The sequence below is a fragment of the Sphingobium sp. ba1 genome (assembly GCF_000743655.1).
Lineage (GTDB): Bacteria > Pseudomonadota > Alphaproteobacteria > Sphingomonadales > Sphingomonadaceae > Sphingobium.
Map to the genome: position 1 here is coordinate 2,692,124 of NZ_JPPQ01000069.1, position 15,555 is coordinate 2,707,678.

Sequence of the window (15,555 nt, forward strand, 5' to 3'; positions counted from 1 at the left end):
TGCAGTCCGGCGGCGAAGCGTCCGCTTTCCCACGCGCTGCCTGCCAATATCTGAACCAGCGGCACGCCCTCCAACTGTTCGGGCGGCAATCCCATCGTCTCGGCAAAACGCTTGGACGCGCCGTTAATGCGGCGCATCGTGTCGGTCTGCCACAGCCAATCCGAGCCGCCCTCTTCATATTCGCGCAGCAGCAGGCTGACGACTTCGGATTTTTCCGCCAGTTGCGCGGTGCTGCTATGCTGGTGCGCGAATGTGCGCGCGTAGATGAAGCAGCCAGCGAGCAGCGAGAGCGCATAGCTGGTCGCGAGCGCGTGCAGCGGCAGTTGCAGGCCGTCGCCGAACATAGCGAACAGGCCGCCGATGCAGGGCAGCAGAAACGCCGTCGCCGCCAGCGGCGTGGCGGCGTAGCTGATCGCGCTGCAAACCATGATGCAACTGACCAGCGTCCACAGCGCGACCAGTTCCTCCGTTTCCCCGGCATGGGCCACGATCATCATGCAGCCCGCCCAGGACAGGCCCAGCGCCAAGCCCCCCATCCCATGGCGACGCAAATCCCGCGCAGTCAGGCCGACATTGTCCGCCCGGCGACGATTGCGGTCGAGCCATAATCCCAACATTATCGTGCCGATCAGCGCCACGCTCCACCCGGCCAGCAAGATCGGCGAACAGCAATGGGCGAAAACGGCCCAGACGAAAATCAGGCCCAGCAGGTTCATCACATGGCGCAGCAGGGCGACGCTGTCGGCGGCGCGAAACTGCGCCTCCAGCACGCGATATTGCGCGTCGTCGGCGATTGTGCCCAGACCCGTCATCGCCCGGAGACTTATCCGCTCCCGGCCATCCGCGTCGCGTTGCTGATGATCCCTCTTGCCCACCGTGCCGCGATAACGGCTATGGGTTATGATTTGGTAACCTCGATCCGACTTTGTCAGGCGGCGATGTCGTAGGGGCGGATTTCCCCGGTCAGATAGAGGTTGCGCGCTTTCGACCGGCTCAATTTGCCCGAACTGGTGCGCGGCAGGGTGCGCGGCGGCACCAGTTCGACGACGCAGTTCATGCCGGTGATGGCGCGCACGCGCTCGCGAATCTGGTCGCGCAAGCGCGAGCGTTCCTCATTGTCGGAGGTGCGGCAATGGACCAGCACGGCGGGCGCTTCCTCGCCGCCCGGCGTGGTGATGGCGAAGGCGGCTATGTCGCCCTGCTTGAAGCCGGGCAATTGTTCGACCGCCCATTCGATATCCTGCGGCCAGTGATTCTTGCCGTTGATGATGATCATATCCTTGGCGCGGCCGACGATGTAGAGATAGCCGTCGCTCAGATACCCCATATCGCCGGTGTCGAGCCAGATGCGGCCAGAGGCATCGGAGGCCATGCAGGCGTCGGTCGCGGCCTGATCGCGGAAATAGCCGACCATCAGGCTTGGCCCGGTGGTCCAGACCTTGCCGATCTGCCGCTCGCGTAGCGGGCCGCCATCCTCGTCGCGGATTTCCACGACCATGTCCTTGGCGGGCTTGCCGCAATTGACGATCGAACGGAAGCGTTGCGGACGCCCCTCGGTCGCGTCGCCGCCCGACAGGTCGGTTTCCTCGACCAGTTCTACGATGATCCCCTCGCCCGGCGGCATGATGGTGACGGCCAGCGTCGCTTCGGCGAGGCCATAGCTTGGCAGGAAGGCGCTGGGCGAGAAACCGGCATCGGCAAAGGCATCGACGAAGCTCTGCATCACGTCGGGGCGGATCATGTCCGCGCCATTGCCCGCCAGCCGCCAGCGCGACAGGTCGAAGCGATCCTGCGCCTTGGTCTGGCTCGACATGCGGCGGGCGCAGATGTCGTAGCCGAAGGTCGGCGAATAGCTGATCGAGGTGCCTTCATTGCGGCTGATGAGGTCGAGCCAGGCGAGCGGACGGCGGGCGAAATCCTCGGTCTTCATATAGTCGGTCGACACCTGATTGGCGACGACCGAGAGGAAGCAGCCGACGAGGCCCATGTCATGATACCAGGGCAGCCAGCTGATGCAGCGGTCGCTGTCCTGCACCTGCATCCCGTGGCTGTGCGCCGACAGGTTGGAGAGCAGCGCATGGTGCGTCACGGCGACGCCATGGGGGAAGCGGGTCGACCCGCTGCTATATTGTAGATAGGCGATCTCGTCACTGCGCGCCTGCGGCAAGGCGCAGGGGGTGGCGTTGCGGGCGATGAAATCCTCGAACGCGATGCTTTCGACCGCCTTTTGCCGACCCGATTCCCCGGCCATGTCGGCCAGTTCGGCGGGGAAGAGGAACAGCATGGGATCGCAACTGGTCAGCTGGACATTGAGCTGGTCGATATAGCTGTCCTTGCCGCCAAAGCTGGTCGGCAGCGGCAACGGTACGGGCCAGGCCCCGGCATAGACGATGCCGAAGAAAAGCTGGGCAAAGTCCGCCCCGGTTTCCGCGACCAGCGCAACGCGGTCGGCGGGCTTGACGCCATGAGCGATCAGGCGATGGGCGCAGGCGACGGCATCGGCACGCAATTCGCTGAAGGGATAAGGCCGCGCCAGATTGCCGCGCGCATCATGGAAATTCAGGCCCCGCTTGCCCCGCGCCGCATAGTCCAGCGCCTCGCCCAGCGTCTCGAAGTCCGAGAAGCGGCGCGGCAGGTCATCGGTGGTCGGCGTTGGTGCCATCATCTCTTGCGAACCCGTCATATTGGCGTGACCATATGGTCTAAAAATCGTGAAAGCGCGGCCGCTATCATCTTTGACTGCGACATGCACCGGATATTGCACTTCAGCATCCACTCATAGCGGACCAGGAACGGTAAAATTCCGTCCCGACTGTGGCATAAACATGGCGCATGGCCCATGAAAGCGAATATGTCCGGCAAACGCCTCCCCCCGCCGCTCGATGAGGCGACGATGCGCGACATGGCGCTGCGCCATGTCGCCCGCTTTGCGACCAGCCGGGGCAAGCTGCTCAGCTATTTGAAGCGCAAGATCAAGGAGCGCGGCTGGGGCGGTGAACAGCCTGCTGACCCCGAAGGCCTCGCCGATCGCTTCGTGGAGATCGGCTATATCGATGATGCAGGCTATGCGGTGATGAAGAGCGGGGCGCTCGCCCGGCGCGGCTATGGCGCGCGGCGGATCGACCAGGATCTGCGCGCGGCCGGGATCGGCGAGGAAGACCGGGTGCAAGCGGACGCGCAGATCGCGGCCGAAGCCTGGGCGGCGGCGGACCGCTTTGCCCGGCGCAAGCGGGTCGGCCCCTATGCCACCGCGCCGCTCGACCCCAAGCAGCGCGAGAAAGCGATCGCCGCCTTTTTGCGCGCAGGCCATGATTATGCCGTGGCGCGCCGCTGGGTGGACGCCGCGCCGGGCGAGGCGCTGGCGCAGGAGGAGGAATAGCGGGCCAAGGTTACGGCAAGGTCACAGGGCGCAAGTTCACACCGTGGCTGGCGTGATTTTGTGCGGGAAACTGGGGTGTAAAGGTGCGCAAAGTGCCGACGAAGCCCTGGTGACGCGCCTGTTGGGTCACAATGAGGTGCCTGTAGGGTCACAGGGACGCACCACCTGCGCGTCGGCGACGCGGCTGTGGGGTTGTGTGGGGGGAGGCTGTCGCGCGTGGCACGAGCGGATCGGCGGCGGGATCGGGGTTCATCGATAAGGATAGATCAGATGAAATCCTATTTTGGAAGAGGGTTTTGGCGTGGGGGACGATCTGGCCCTTCTTACCCCTCTCCCTTGAGGGAGAGGGCTGCGCAGACTTGGCAGCTTGCTGCCTAGTCGAAGCTGGGTGAGGGTGTAGGACCATCGGGTTTCGCGCTGCCTCAGCGTCGCCCCCCCTCATCCAACTGCGCCTAAGTGCCTGCGGCACTAAGGCTGCGTATCCTTCTCCCCAGCGGGGAGAAGGGGTGGTTAGGGGACGGTCGGCTTTTGGGGAGACGAATCCCGATAGCAGAAGCCATGCGGTTAGAGGCCATTCTCCATCAATGGCCCTAGTTGCGGACGCGGCGCGATTCGGATTAGACCATTGCATGGTCGAGAATCTTTTCACTGTGGTCTCAGACTTTCGCGGCACGACGAGCAGCCTTCAGGTGTATGCTGCTGACGAGCAGGATGCTGTGCTTGCTTGGGCGCAACTCCTTTCCAAAGAACGTCATTTTGGGCGTGCTTCGGGATATATCGCTAGGGCTTTCCAGTCGTGGAGCTTTCTGGCTGAAGCAACCGCAGTGAACAATCAATCGAACGTTTGGGCTGCGGGCGCGTCCTGCGGAGGAGACCATGTATGCGTGACGATTGTGAAAACGTGTTCTCCGACCGACGACCATTAACCGCCTAGAGTCTGGCATCTGTTTTTCGATTTGCCATCTGGACGAATGGCGGGTTTTGGGCTTCGGCTGACAGTGGCTGAGTGACCACGATTGGTCGATTCCTTCCGGACCGCTTTGCTGCTCAGCATAGGACAAGCAACTGATGGGTGGCGCGCAGGAAATCATGGGTCGGAAACGGTGTTACGGGGTGGACCGACGCGGGCGTTGCGCTCGGCCCACCCCCTAACCCCCTCCCGCTGGCGGGAGGGGGGACAGATAGTGGCAGCGTTCAATCCCCCTCCCCTTGGCGCGCGAAACGGATTAGGCACATCGCCATGATCCGTTTTGCCGCAATTCTCGCCCTTGGCCTGCTCGCCGCCTGTTCCGCCCCGCAAGCCGCGCCCGACAATGGTGCGCAGGCGCAGGCCGTGCCTGCGTTGCTGCCGGTCGTCATTCGCACCGCCAAGGGGGTGCATCGGTTCGATGTGGAGGTTGCGGATACGCCGGAGGCGCAGGAGAAGGGGTTGATGTTCCGCAAGGAACTTGGCCCCACGAGCGGCATGTTGTTTCCGATGGACCCGCCACGCACGGCGAGTTTCTGGATGAAGGATACGCTGATCCCGCTCGACATGATCTTCATCCGCACCGACGGGACGATCGCCTTCCTGCAGGCCGATACCGAACCCTATTCGCGCGTACCGGTGTCGGCCGGGGTGCCGGTGGCGGCGGTACTGGAGCTTGCGGGCGGGCGCGCTGCGGCGCTCGGCATCAAGGAAGGCGACCGCGTTGCCTGGGGTGGGTGCGCGGTGTCGGGGGACAAGGTGACGACCGAGCGCAATTTCTGCCCGTCCGCCTCTCGGTAAAAGACGCACAGCCACCAACCGTTCGCTTCGAGCGTCGTCGAGAAGCATCTCGCGCTATGCCCTGCGTTTCTCGACTTCGCTCGAAACGAACGGAGATGGGGGGAACCGATCCGCCGCAGGGCATCCCGAACCGCCTCTCGATTCTCGCATATCCGCCTTGCCAACGCCCCGCTCCAGCGGCTAAGCGCTTGGGCCATGGGAATCCTCGGCAAGATCTTCACCTGGTGGGATGGCGCGACCATCGGCACTTCGCTCTTCACCGCTCGCAAGGGCAGCAAAGTGGGCGAGGATCATCAGGGCAATGTCTATTATCAGGGCGGCGTCGATGGGAATGGCCTGACGCGGCGCTGGGTCATCTATAATGGCGCCAACGACGCCAGCCGGGTGCCAGCCGAATGGCATGGCTGGCTGCACCATTCGATCGAGGGTGCGCCGGAAAGTTTCCTGCCGCCGCCGCGCATCTGGGAACGCGAATATACCCCCAACGCCACTGGTACGGTGAATGCCTATCGCCCGTCCGGCGCGATGGAAAAGGGTGGCCTGCGCCAGAAGGCGACCGGCGATTATGAAGCGTGGAGCCCCGACGCATCATGATCGGGCGTGCGGCGGGCGTTGCCCCGTCGATCCTGATCGGCGCGTCGCTGCTCGCGCTTGCCGCCTGTAGCGATGGCGAGGTGCCGGTGGCCAACCAGACCGGGCCGGTCAAGGTTCAGGGCACCGCGATCCGCTCCGCCGACAAGGACAGCCTGCCCGGCACGCCCATGGCCGAGCGCACTGCCGTCGTCGGCCTGCTCAACAAGCGCAACGGGCTGACCCGCGACCTGACGCTCAAGCCCGGCGAAGCGGTGCGGGTGGGGGACGCGATCGTGCGCCTGCAGGCCTGCGAAACCAGCGCGCCGTGGGAAAATGTGCAGGACACCGGCGCGTTCGTGCAACTCGACGTGCGCAGCAGCGCCGATGGCAAATGGCGGCGCAATTTTTCCGGCTGGCTGTTCCGCGACCGGCCCGACCGCAATGTCGTGCAACACCCAATCTATGACATCTGGGTCAGAAGCTGCACGATGGCATGGCCCGAAAGTGGCCCCGACACGGTGACGTTGGGCGCGAAGGGTGAACCGGCATCGGCGCGCCCGGCGAGCGGCGCGAATGCCAGTTCGGCGGCAGCCCCGGAACCTGAACCCAGCGCCCCGGCCCCTGCGCCCAGCGCCGCGTCCCCCACGGCCGCGCCCAGCAACTGAAGATAGTCGCGCTGGCTGATTTCGACCGCGCCCATCGAATGGAGATGGTCGGTCATGAACTGACAGTCGAGCAGGGTGAAACCGCCAAAGCGTAGCCGCGCCACCAGCCAGGCGAGCGCGACCTTCGACGCATCGGTGCGCCGCGATACCATAGATTCGCCGAAGAAGGCGCGGCCCAGCGCGACGCCATAGAGGCCGCCGACCAGTTGCTCTCCCTCCCACACTTCGACCGAATGGGCGTAGCCGATGGCATGGAGGTGGCGATAGGCGCTCTCAATCTCGCGGTTGATCCAGGTCGATGGCCGATCCGGCGCAGCCTGCGCGCAGAGCGCCAGCAGGTCGGGGAAAGCGCGATTGGCGGTGACGCGGAACGGATCGCGGCGGAGTGTCTTGGCGAGCGAGCGGGACAGATGGAAGCCGTCGAGCGGCAATATGGCGCGTTGCTTGGGTTCGACCCAATAGACTTCGGCGGCATCGCGGTCGTCCGCCATGGGAAAGACGCCGATCGAATAGGCCTGGAGCAATATCGCGGGATCGATCATCATTGCCCGTCTTATGGCGCATATTCGGCACCGAGCGAAAGCGCTTTGGGCGGCGCGGGCGATTTTTAGCCATTGACGTGGGGGGATGCCACCATAGGCTCCAGCGCCATGATCCTGTTTCGCCTGATGGCCCTGTCGCTGCTGCTCGCCCCGCTGCCGCTCAACGCCGCGCCCGATCCTCATTCGGCACGCATCGCCCGTATCTTGAAGGCCACGCCGCTGATCGACGGGCATAATGACTGGCCCGAAGCGCTGGCGGAAAAGGCCAAGGACGCACGCTGGACGATGGACCTGACCCGGCTCGACCCGGCGACCTATCATACCGATCTCGATCGGCTGCGTGCGGGTGGGGTCGGCGGGCAGTTCTGGTCGGTCTGGGTGTCGGCAGACCTGCCGCAGGTGCAACAGGTCAAGGATACGCTCGACCAGATCGGCATGGTCCATAGCCTGGCCGCGCGCTATCCCCGGCATATCACCTTGGTCCGCACGGCAGCGGAGCTGCGCGCGGCGCACAAGGCGGGGCGGATCGGGTCGCTGATCGGGGTCGAGGGTGGCGGCCAGATCGACGGCAGCCTCGCGGTGCTGCGCGCCTATCGCCAGCTTGGCGCGGCCTATCTCACCCTGACGCATAGCCGCACCATCGCCTGGGCCGACAGCGCCACCGACAATCCGCAGCATGACGGCCTGACCCCGTTCGGCGAAGATGTGGTGCGCGAACTCAATCGGCTGGGCATGTTGGTGGACCTGAGCCACGTCAGCGAAGCGACGATGCTGGATGCGCTGCGCATGACGAAGGCACCGGTCATCTTCTCCCACTCCAACGCCCGCGCGCTGTGCGACACGCCGCGCAACGTGTCGGACACGGTGCTACGGCAGGTCGCGGCCAATGGCGGGGTGGTGATGGTCAATTTCGCCGCCCAATATGTCTCCGAAGCGCGGCGCATCTGGGGCGCCGATCGCAGCGCGGAAATCACCCGCAACAACGCCCCACCCTTTGGCGGCCTGCATATCGGCGACCCCAAGGGCGCGGCGCAGGCACTGGCCGACTGGGAACAGGCGCATCCCGAACCCGTCACCACGATCGCGCAGGTCGCCGACCATATCGATCATATCGTCAAGGTGGCAGGGATCGACCATGTCGGGATCGGTAGCGATTTCGACGGCGTGGGTGCGTTGCCGCAGGGGTTGGGCGGCGTCGAGACGTACCCAGCTTTGCTGTCCGAACTGATGCGGCGCGGCTGGAACGATGGAGACATCGCGAAGCTGGCGGGCGAAAATGTCCTGCGCGTGATGGCGGCGGCGGAGAAGGTTGCGGTGGGGAAGTAGATGCTGCCTAGGGCCAGGACAGCGCTTGGCGGATCGTGGCTGACGACCACCTCAAAAACATATCCCTTGATCCGCATTGTCACCAGGCAACAGAGCATCATACCGCGATAGCGCGCGGGCGAGAGGACGAGTGCGGAACGGTGCCCAGGCCGACATCACCAGACTTCCTTGCCGATCGGAGCACCGAAATCGACATCATCGGGAAAAGTGTCGGCCGTCATTGCGGATAGCAATTCATCGAAATCATAGACTGGCGCCCGGATCGGCTCGATCACCACGCGGCCACCTTCTTCCCGCACATCCACCGCCTGATCGACGTGCAAAGCAGCAGCAGCCATGACCGATGCGGGAATCCACACCGAGGCGCTGTTGCCCCATTTCTCGAAAATTGCCCAAGGCTGACTGTCGTTGGTCGCTATACGGGCGCGAATATGCTGGCGGACGATGTGCCGACCCATAGCCTCTGCGACGCAGGTCAGCGCTGCTCTTACATCCATGTCAGGCGGTTCGGTGACAACGTCATTGTCGTTCGCGACACCGATGCGATGGTCTGTGGCCTTGCTGCTGGCGTTCATCGCATTGGCACAAACCTGACCTTGCCTTCCACCTTCTGGAGACCTTCGAGCGCTATGGTCATCCGGCGGCTGCTATCAGCAGATTTCTAATCGAAGAAAAGCCGTACCAACAAACGACCGGTTCCGGCCGTTCAGCGATCAAATTTTCTTCCCAATGAGCAGACCGTTTCCTTTCCTTGTCGGCAAGATGTAAATTTGCACGGTCATACGGTTCCTATCATTGCCTCATCACGCTCAGCCATCATGACCTCGCGCATGGCGAATTTCTGAATTTTGCCGGTGACCGTCATCGGAAATTCTTGGACGAACCGAATGTGTTCGGGAATTTTATAATGAGCGATCTGGCCTCGGCAATGACCGCGTATTTCCGCTTCGGTAAGGTGCGCATTGCCCGTTCGTATCCATGCGCAGACGGTTTCGCCCAGTCGCTCGTCGGGGATGCCGAATATCTGGGCTTCCTGCACATCCGGGTGGCGGTGAAGGAATTCCTCAATCTCGCGCGGATAGATATTTTCGCCGCCGCGGATGATCATGTCTTTGGCGCGACCGGTGATGCGCACATAGCCATCCTCATCCATCGTCGCCAGATCGCCCGAATGAATCCAGCCGCGCGCATCGATTGCCTCGGCGGTCCGGTCAGCATCCTCCCAATAGCCGTTCATCAGGCTGTAGCCGCGGAACAATATTTCTCCCTGCATGCCTCGCGGCACCACCCGTCCGCGGCCATCGACGATCTTGGCCTCGACAAAATCATGGACTTGGCCGACCGTTTCGACCCGCCGTTCCAGGCTGTCGCCCGGCATGGTCTGGAAACTCAGCGGGCTGACCTCCGTCATGCCATAGCCGATCGTGATATCGCGCATGTGCATCTGCACGATCACCCGCTCCATCACGTCCACCGGGCAAGGCGCGCCAGCCATAATCCCCGTGCGCAGGCTGGACAGGTCGAATGTCGCGAAGGCGGGATGGTCGAGTTCGGCGATGAACATCGTCGGCACGCCATGCAGACCGGTACAGCGCTCGTCCGCGACGGTTTCCAGCACCACGGCGGCATCGAAGGCTTCACCCGGAAAGACCATGCAGGCGCCATGGGTGATGCAGGCCAGCACACCCAGCACCATGCCGAAACAATGATAGAGCGGCACCGGGATGCAGAGCCGGTCCTGTTCCGACAAGAGCATTCGGCGACCAGAATAGAAGCCGTTATTGAGGATATTATGGTGGCTGAGCGTCGCCCCCTTGGGCGATCCGGTTGTGCCGCTGGTGAACTGGATGTTGATCGGGTCTTCAGGCTGGAGGCGGTTGGCCAACGCATCGAGCGCCGCGTCGCTATCCGGGGTAACAAAGGCCGCGACGGCATCGAACGGTAAAGCCCCCGCCATCTGGCCCTCCCCGATGGTGATGAGCCATTCCAGCTCCGGCAGGCGGGCGGCGCGTAGCGCGCCGGGCGAGGCTTGCGCCGCTTCGGGCGCCAATTCGGCGATCATGGCGCAATAGTCGCTGGCCTTGAACTGCCGCGCAAATATCAACGCGCGACAGCCGACTTTGTTGAGGCAATAATCCAGCTCGGCGATGCGATAGGCAGGATTGATGTTGACAAGGATCAGGCCCGCCTTGGCCGTGGCCAACTGGGTGACGACCCATTCCAGGTTATTGGGCGACCAGATGCCGACACGGTCGCCTGGTTCCAGACCCATTGCCAGCAGTCCGCTGGCGAAGGCGTATACCTTCGCCGCCAGGGCCGTATAGGTAAGCCGCACGTCCTGATCACGCACGACGATCGCCTCGCGATCGCCATGTCGCTGCGCGATGTCGGTAAAGGCTGCACCAATCGTCTGATACAGCAGCGGGTGATCGCTGCATCCCGACACATAACTGGCCGTCATTTTATCCTGTCCTGCTACTATTGTCATTGTAGTATCGCACCGACGAGAATGGTCTCGTCGGTGCGACGGTTAGATCAGAAGCGACGGCGGAACGTGACGCCATGGGTACGCGGGGCGCTGTAATTGCCCTGGACGAAGCCAGCCGCGGCATTGGCATCACCGCTAAAGATGACCTGCTTGTCGCTCAGATTCTTGCCCCAGAGCAGCAGATCCCAATTTCCATCGTCATTTTCATAGGCGATCTGCCCATTGAAGATGCTGTACCCTTTCTGCGTCAGCCAGACCGAGTTGATGTCGTCATTGTAGATCTTGCTATTGTAAGACCAGTCGCCGCGCAGGCTGACATCGCCCGAAAGCGCCGGAGCAGGGATGCGATAGTCGAACCCGGCACTGGCCGACCATGCGGGCGAGTTGGACAGGGTGTTGCTCATCCGCACCTGAAATTCCGGCCGGACGAGCGAGGAGAGCGGCAGCAGCTTGGTATAATGGGTGGCGAGATGCGCCAGCGAGGCATTGAGCGTCAGCCGATCGGTCGGCTTGGCCGCCAGCTCTGCCTCAAACCCCTTGATCCGCGCATCGCCGCCATTTTGCGTGCCCGGCGCGAAATCCTCGATCACGGTGATCTGGATGTCCTGATATTTGGTGGTGTAGGCGGCAAGGTTTAGCCGCACCTTGCGATCCAGCATCTCCAGCTTGGTGCCGATTTCGAAGGTGGCAAGCTTTTCTGGCGTGAAGCCCAGAACATCGGGCCGGGGCGCGACGGTGCGGGCATTGAAGCCGCCGCCCTTGTAGCCGCGCGAATAGGAGCCATAGAATAGTACGTCGCGGGAGAGTTTATAGTCGATGCTAAAGCGTGGCGACACGTTGGAAAATGTGTTGGTGACACGGCCATAAGGCACAGTGCGGACCCCGGCAAAGGCGCCCCCTGCCGCCGGGTCATAGATGAAGTCCGGCAACAGCGATTTCTTGTCATGAGTATAGCGGACGCCGGCAGTGATCTTGATAGCCTCCGATAGTTTGAAGGATGCCTGGCCGAAAGCGGCGTAACTGCTATTGTCGGCATCGGATTTCAGGATGATCGTGCCGATCGAGGGCGGCAGCGCGCAGCGATAGTCATCAACGGCGCTTTCCTTGAAATAATAGGCACCACCGATATATTCCACGCGATCCGAGAAGGCCGACCCGACCAGTTGCCCTTCCTGCGAGAATTGCTTCTGCTGGAAATTGCTGAAGCAATCGACAACCTGGAGCGGACTGTTGTCGGCATCGCGGTTGAAGCTGCCGCTGACCTTGCGAAAGGCTGTGATCGACTTGAAGGTCAGATCGTCCGTCAGTTTCCATTCTGCGGTTCCGGCAAAGCCGGTAACGTTGAGATTAGTGCCGTTCGGGCCCGTTTGGTAAGTGCCGCGCTTGTTGCCCGGCGCGACCACCCAGCGATCGTCATAAAGGACGCCGGTGCCATAGCCGGGGACGTCGATGACCGCCGCATCATTGGCATTATAGGCCGCCGTCAGCGTGCCATCGAGCGGCACAGCCAAAGCGGCCGAGGGCACGGTAGCTTCCCGTATGCGCGAGACATCGGCGGTCAGATAGAGGTTGAAGGCGTCTGATGGCGCATATTCTATCGCAAGGCGACCCGATCCGCGATTGACGTCGCCGGGCGTGCGCTGGCTGCGGTTATTATGGGCAGGCGCGGGATAGTTGGCCGCCAGCAAATGCGACCAGCCATCGGCGCGCTTATAGCCAAAGGTAAGCTTGGTGCGCAGGACGTCGGAGATCGGCGTATCGATCGATCCGCGCATTTCCATGCGGTCATAATTGCCATAGGTCGCCTCCAGCGAGCCTTCCGGGGTCGAGGACGGGCGCTTGGTGGTCACGCTGATCGCGCCCCCAATTGTGTTGCGGCCGAACAGCGTACCTTGTGGCCCGCGCAACACTTCGATCCGCTCCACATCCAGCACGTCCAACACGCCGCCGACCGAGCTGGAAACATAGACCCCGTCGATATAGGTGCCGACGCCTGGATCGTCCGTGACCTGATAGCCCGACTTGCCGACGCCGCGAATGAACACGATCGCGGCCGACGATGCTCCACTAAGCGGCGCGGTGGAATCGAATTGCAAGTTGGGGGTGAAGGCGGCGATGCCGGAAATATCCTCGACATTCTTGTTGGCAAGAGCCTGCGCGTTAAAGGCGGTCACCGCGATCGGCGTGTCTTGCAGATTTTCGGTACGCTTCTGAGCGGTGACGACGATTTCATCCAGGCCGCCGGACTGCTGAGGCGCAGCATCCGCACCTGTGATTTGCGCTAAGGCGGGTTGAATAATTGTCGATGCCGCCAGGGCGATCAGCGAAATTGACAGATTTGCATTTTTATAACGCAATTTATCTTCCCCTATTTGATTAGATGATCGCGGTCCGACACAATCCGAGCGCGAGATGTTCTCACCCGCCGCAACGTTAATCGCGGCACCCTGCGAATATTTTCTATTATGTTCTTTTGTTTGGCGCAGGATCTGGAAATGAATTCGCACTTTCGTGCGATCATTTGCCTTTCCCGCGATCTGTGGAATGGCGCACTCTTGCGGCAAGATATTGCCCGCTCTTGCGCACTCTTTGCCATTTCCTGCTCGATTGTGACGGCCCACTTGTGCCGCCGCTCACTCTGAGTCTTAATCGAGCCATGGGGTAGCAAGACATGCAGTTGAACAGTCATGGCGACAGAAAATATATTACCGGGCGGCGGCTTTCGGATGTCGCTGAATGGTCCGGACTGCGCCTTGAACTTTGGCAGCATGATGCCGGGCAGCTAGCCGACCTTGGCCTGGAATGTACCGAGATCGGCATCCTCCTGTCCGGACAGCTCAGCGTCCGGCGGACCGGCGATGGCCAGACGCAGGAGGCGTTCGCCCGTCCGGGGACGTCCTGGATCTGTCCGTCAGGTACTTATGAAAGCGATATTCGCCTCTCCGCGCCGATGGACGAGTGCCTGCACATCTTCCTGCCGCCCACTTTGCTGGAGCGTGCAGCGCTGGAAGCGTATGAGATCGATCCGGACAAGGCGCGCCTCGGCTATGCGGGCGGCATGAACGACACGCTGCTGGTGCAGATCGGCACGGCTTTCCGTTCGCTATTGGAACGTGGACCGGCCCCTACCGATCGTCTGCTCGTCGATGGGATGCGCACGACGCTCGCGGCACATCTGGTCAGCCAATATTCCGCCGATCACTGGCGCGCGCCGGATATGCAGGCCGCGCGCACGCTCGATCCAGTTCGGCTGAAACGGGTGGTGGACCTAATCGAACACAAGCTCGACGCCGAACTGTCGCTGGAGGAACTGGCCGCGCAGGCGTGCCTCAGCCCGTTCCACTTCACCCGCCTGTTCCGACGGGCGACCGGGCTGACGCCGCATCGCTATGTGATGGAGCGGCGCATCCAGGTGGCGCAGGAACGGCTTGCACTGGGGCGGCTGACGCTGGTGGAGATTGCATTGGAAACGGGTTTCGGGTCGCAGGCGAATTTCAACCGCGTGTTCCGCAAGGCGACTGGCATGTCGCCCGGCCAGTATCGCAAGCTGCATTGCGTCGCGCTATGCGCAACCTGAAACGGATCGCTCAATTGGCGATACCGCCATCATCCGGCAATTGGCCAATGCGCCGCAGTAACCGCGTGGCCACCGATGCGCGGATCGGCTGTCCGCGCCTGATCTTGACCCATGTGTTGACGCTGATCCCCAACTTTTCCATCAGATAGTCTGGCTTCTGGCTTTCGAGCTTTGCCGCTAGCCTATCCGCGATGCTTGGGTCGATATGCGCCATGCGCTGCGGTGTCGCGGGCTGCCCGCCCGACATCACAGCGCTTCCCAATCCACCGCCTGCTCATAGGCAGCTGCAGCCTGATAGATGATGCTTTCGCCATGATCGCGCGCCACCAGCATCAGACCCACGGGCAGCCCGTCGACCGTGCCGCACGGTAGCGACAAAGCCGGATTGCCGGTAACGTCATAGGCGGCTGTATTGCCGATCATCTCCAGCGCGCGGGCGACGATCTCGGTCACGGGCGCATCGGCGGCTGGCAGTTTCGACGCGACGATCGGCAGCGTTGGCATCAACAGCAAATCATAGGCACCGAAAAGCCTTTCGTAGCTGCGCTTTACCCGCAAGCGGATATTCTGCGCTTTGGCATGGTAGCGCCCGCCAAAGGCGCGCCTGCCATATTCGCCCACCATCATGCATAATTTGAGCGACGCAGACAGGGCATCGGCCTGATCGCGCCAATTCCGATGCCGGTCGATCAGCGCGACATCCTGCAAGCCGATGCTGTTATGACCGCCGCCGTTGCCGAACATCATCTGCGCCAATAGCCCCTCGCAGCCGATCGGTGTCCACAGCGCGGTCGCCAACTCATGGTCGGGGACTGACAGGGGCGTGACAGTGGCGCCGAGCGCCTCGAACTGGCGCGCCGCATCCCGGACCTTTTCTGCAACTTGCGGCATCATGTTGGACAGCGCGAAGCCTTCTTCCACTAAGCCGATCCGCAGCCCCTGCACCCCGCGATCCAGCGCAGCCGAATAGGCCTGCGCCTGTGCGCCGCGCTGGCGCGAGTCCATACCGTCGGGACCAGCGATGACTTCGAGCATCAGGGCATTGTCGCGCACAGTGCGGGTGATCGGGCCGCAATGGTCCACCGTCGCCTCGATCGGCATAAGGCCGGTATAGGGCACCAGCCCATGGGTCGGTTTCATCCCCACGACGCCGCAGAAAGAGGCGGGGATGCGCACCGACCCACCCTGATCCGTGCCCAGCGCCATGTCCACTTCGCCTGCCGCGACCAGGGCGGCG

At 62.5% G+C, this 15,555-nt stretch carries 13 protein-coding genes and 2 pseudogenes; 7 read left to right on the plus strand and 8 right to left on the minus strand.

The window, feature by feature from the left end:
- Window positions 1-812, minus strand: a pseudogene (locus tag IL54_RS16215) (diguanylate cyclase); the annotation flags it as partial.
- 116 nt (window positions 813-928) lie between these two features.
- Window positions 929-2,665 (minus strand): fatty acyl-AMP ligase, encoded by a 1,737-nt coding sequence (locus IL54_RS16220; RefSeq protein WP_052027791.1) that lies wholly within the window; start codon window positions 2,663-2,665, stop codon window positions 929-931.
- 186 nt (window positions 2,666-2,851) lie between these two features.
- Between IL54_RS16220 and IL54_RS16225 the strand changes: the two genes are divergently transcribed.
- The 5 genes and pseudogenes from IL54_RS16225 to IL54_RS25475 all read left to right on the plus strand — a co-directional run.
- On the plus strand, window positions 2,852-3,379 hold the full coding sequence (locus IL54_RS16225) for a regulatory protein RecX (RefSeq protein ID WP_037478942.1): 528 nt from the start codon (window positions 2,852-2,854) through the stop codon (window positions 3,377-3,379).
- A gap of 629 nt (window positions 3,380-4,008) precedes the next feature.
- A complete protein-coding gene (locus IL54_RS24675) occupies window positions 4,009-4,305 on the plus strand; it encodes a hypothetical protein (RefSeq protein WP_162182237.1) in 297 nt (98 codons plus the stop codon).
- Window positions 4,306-4,619: 314 nt separating this feature from the next.
- Window positions 4,620-5,147, plus strand: a complete 528-nt coding sequence (locus tag IL54_RS16230; protein ID WP_037476913.1) for a DUF192 domain-containing protein — start codon at window positions 4,620-4,622, stop codon at window positions 5,145-5,147.
- 195 nt (window positions 5,148-5,342) lie between these two features.
- Window positions 5,343-5,741 carry an NADH:ubiquinone oxidoreductase subunit NDUFA12 gene (locus IL54_RS16235; protein WP_037476915.1) on the plus strand — a complete coding sequence of 133 codons (399 nt, stop codon included), beginning with the start codon at window positions 5,343-5,345 and terminating at the stop codon, window positions 5,739-5,741.
- A 167-nt stretch (window positions 5,742-5,908) separates the two neighbouring features.
- Window positions 5,909-6,145 (plus strand): annotated as a pseudogene (locus IL54_RS25475) (DUF2155 domain-containing protein); the annotation flags it as partial.
- Between the two features lie 35 nt (window positions 6,146-6,180).
- On the opposite strand, the gene aat reads toward IL54_RS25475, so the two are convergent.
- The gene (aat, locus tag IL54_RS16245; RefSeq protein WP_037476919.1) at window positions 6,181-6,930 is read right to left on the minus strand and encodes a leucyl/phenylalanyl-tRNA--protein transferase; all 750 of its coding nucleotides are present in this window, start codon (window positions 6,928-6,930) and stop codon (window positions 6,181-6,183) included.
- A 105-nt stretch (window positions 6,931-7,035) separates the two neighbouring features.
- Here aat and IL54_RS16250 point away from each other — a divergent pair, with 105 nt between their 5' ends.
- Complete coding sequence (locus IL54_RS16250; protein WP_037476921.1) at window positions 7,036-8,253, plus strand: dipeptidase; 1,218 nt, start codon at window positions 7,036-7,038, stop codon at window positions 8,251-8,253.
- 155 nt (window positions 8,254-8,408) lie between these two features.
- Here the strand turns inward: IL54_RS16250 and IL54_RS25480 are convergent, their stop codons facing one another.
- The 3 genes from IL54_RS25480 to IL54_RS16265 form a co-directional block, all read right to left on the minus strand.
- Window positions 8,409-8,828 carry an AbrB/MazE/SpoVT family DNA-binding domain-containing protein gene (locus IL54_RS25480; protein WP_237748916.1) on the minus strand — a complete coding sequence of 140 codons (420 nt, stop codon included), beginning with the start codon at window positions 8,826-8,828 and terminating at the stop codon, window positions 8,409-8,411.
- A 203-nt stretch (window positions 8,829-9,031) separates the two neighbouring features.
- On the minus strand, window positions 9,032-10,714 hold the full coding sequence (locus IL54_RS16260; RefSeq protein ID WP_037476923.1) for an AMP-binding protein: 1,683 nt from the start codon (window positions 10,712-10,714) through the stop codon (window positions 9,032-9,034).
- Between the two features lie 74 nt (window positions 10,715-10,788).
- Window positions 10,789-13,098, minus strand: coding sequence for a TonB-dependent receptor (locus IL54_RS16265; RefSeq protein WP_037476925.1), 2,310 nt, complete (start codon window positions 13,096-13,098; stop codon window positions 10,789-10,791).
- Between the two features lie 314 nt (window positions 13,099-13,412).
- Here IL54_RS16265 and IL54_RS16270 point away from each other — a divergent pair, with 314 nt between their 5' ends.
- Window positions 13,413-14,318, plus strand: a complete 906-nt coding sequence (locus tag IL54_RS16270) for an AraC family transcriptional regulator (protein WP_037476927.1) — start codon at window positions 13,413-13,415, stop codon at window positions 14,316-14,318.
- A gap of 10 nt (window positions 14,319-14,328) precedes the next feature.
- Here the strand turns inward: IL54_RS16270 and IL54_RS16275 are convergent, their stop codons facing one another.
- A complete protein-coding gene (locus tag IL54_RS16275; protein ID WP_037476929.1) occupies window positions 14,329-14,565 on the minus strand; it encodes a hypothetical protein in 237 nt (78 codons plus the stop codon).
- On the minus strand, window positions 14,565-15,555 hold a 991-nt coding region (locus IL54_RS16280; protein ID WP_037478947.1), incomplete at its 5' end, for an amidase family protein. The genes IL54_RS16280 and IL54_RS16275, both read right to left, overlap by 1 nt.

What these genes read in the sequence shown, in the direction of transcription:
- IL54_RS16220 (WP_052027791.1), bottom strand. Translation starts at nt 2,665, where the DNA reads ATGATGGCACCAACGCCGACCACCGATGACCTGCCGCGCCGCTTCTCG.
- IL54_RS16225 (WP_037478942.1), top strand. Translation starts at nt 2,852, where the DNA reads ATGTCCGGCAAACGCCTCCCCCCGCCGCTCGATGAGGCGACGATGCGC.
- IL54_RS24675 (WP_162182237.1), top strand. Translation starts at nt 4,009, where the DNA reads ATGGTCGAGAATCTTTTCACTGTGGTCTCAGACTTTCGCGGCACGACG.
- IL54_RS16230 (WP_037476913.1), top strand. Translation starts at nt 4,620, where the DNA reads ATGATCCGTTTTGCCGCAATTCTCGCCCTTGGCCTGCTCGCCGCCTGT.
- IL54_RS16235 (WP_037476915.1), top strand. Translation starts at nt 5,343, where the DNA reads ATGGGAATCCTCGGCAAGATCTTCACCTGGTGGGATGGCGCGACCATC.
- aat (WP_037476919.1), bottom strand. Translation starts at nt 6,930, where the DNA reads ATGATGATCGATCCCGCGATATTGCTCCAGGCCTATTCGATCGGCGTC.
- IL54_RS16250 (WP_037476921.1), top strand. Translation starts at nt 7,036, where the DNA reads ATGATCCTGTTTCGCCTGATGGCCCTGTCGCTGCTGCTCGCCCCGCTG.
- IL54_RS25480 (WP_237748916.1), bottom strand. Translation starts at nt 8,828, where the DNA reads ATGAACGCCAGCAGCAAGGCCACAGACCATCGCATCGGTGTCGCGAAC.
- IL54_RS16260 (WP_037476923.1), bottom strand. Translation starts at nt 10,714, where the DNA reads ATGACGGCCAGTTATGTGTCGGGATGCAGCGATCACCCGCTGCTGTAT.
- IL54_RS16270 (WP_037476927.1), top strand. Translation starts at nt 13,413, where the DNA reads ATGCAGTTGAACAGTCATGGCGACAGAAAATATATTACCGGGCGGCGG.
- IL54_RS16275 (WP_037476929.1), bottom strand. Translation starts at nt 14,565, where the DNA reads ATGTCGGGCGGGCAGCCCGCGACACCGCAGCGCATGGCGCATATCGAC.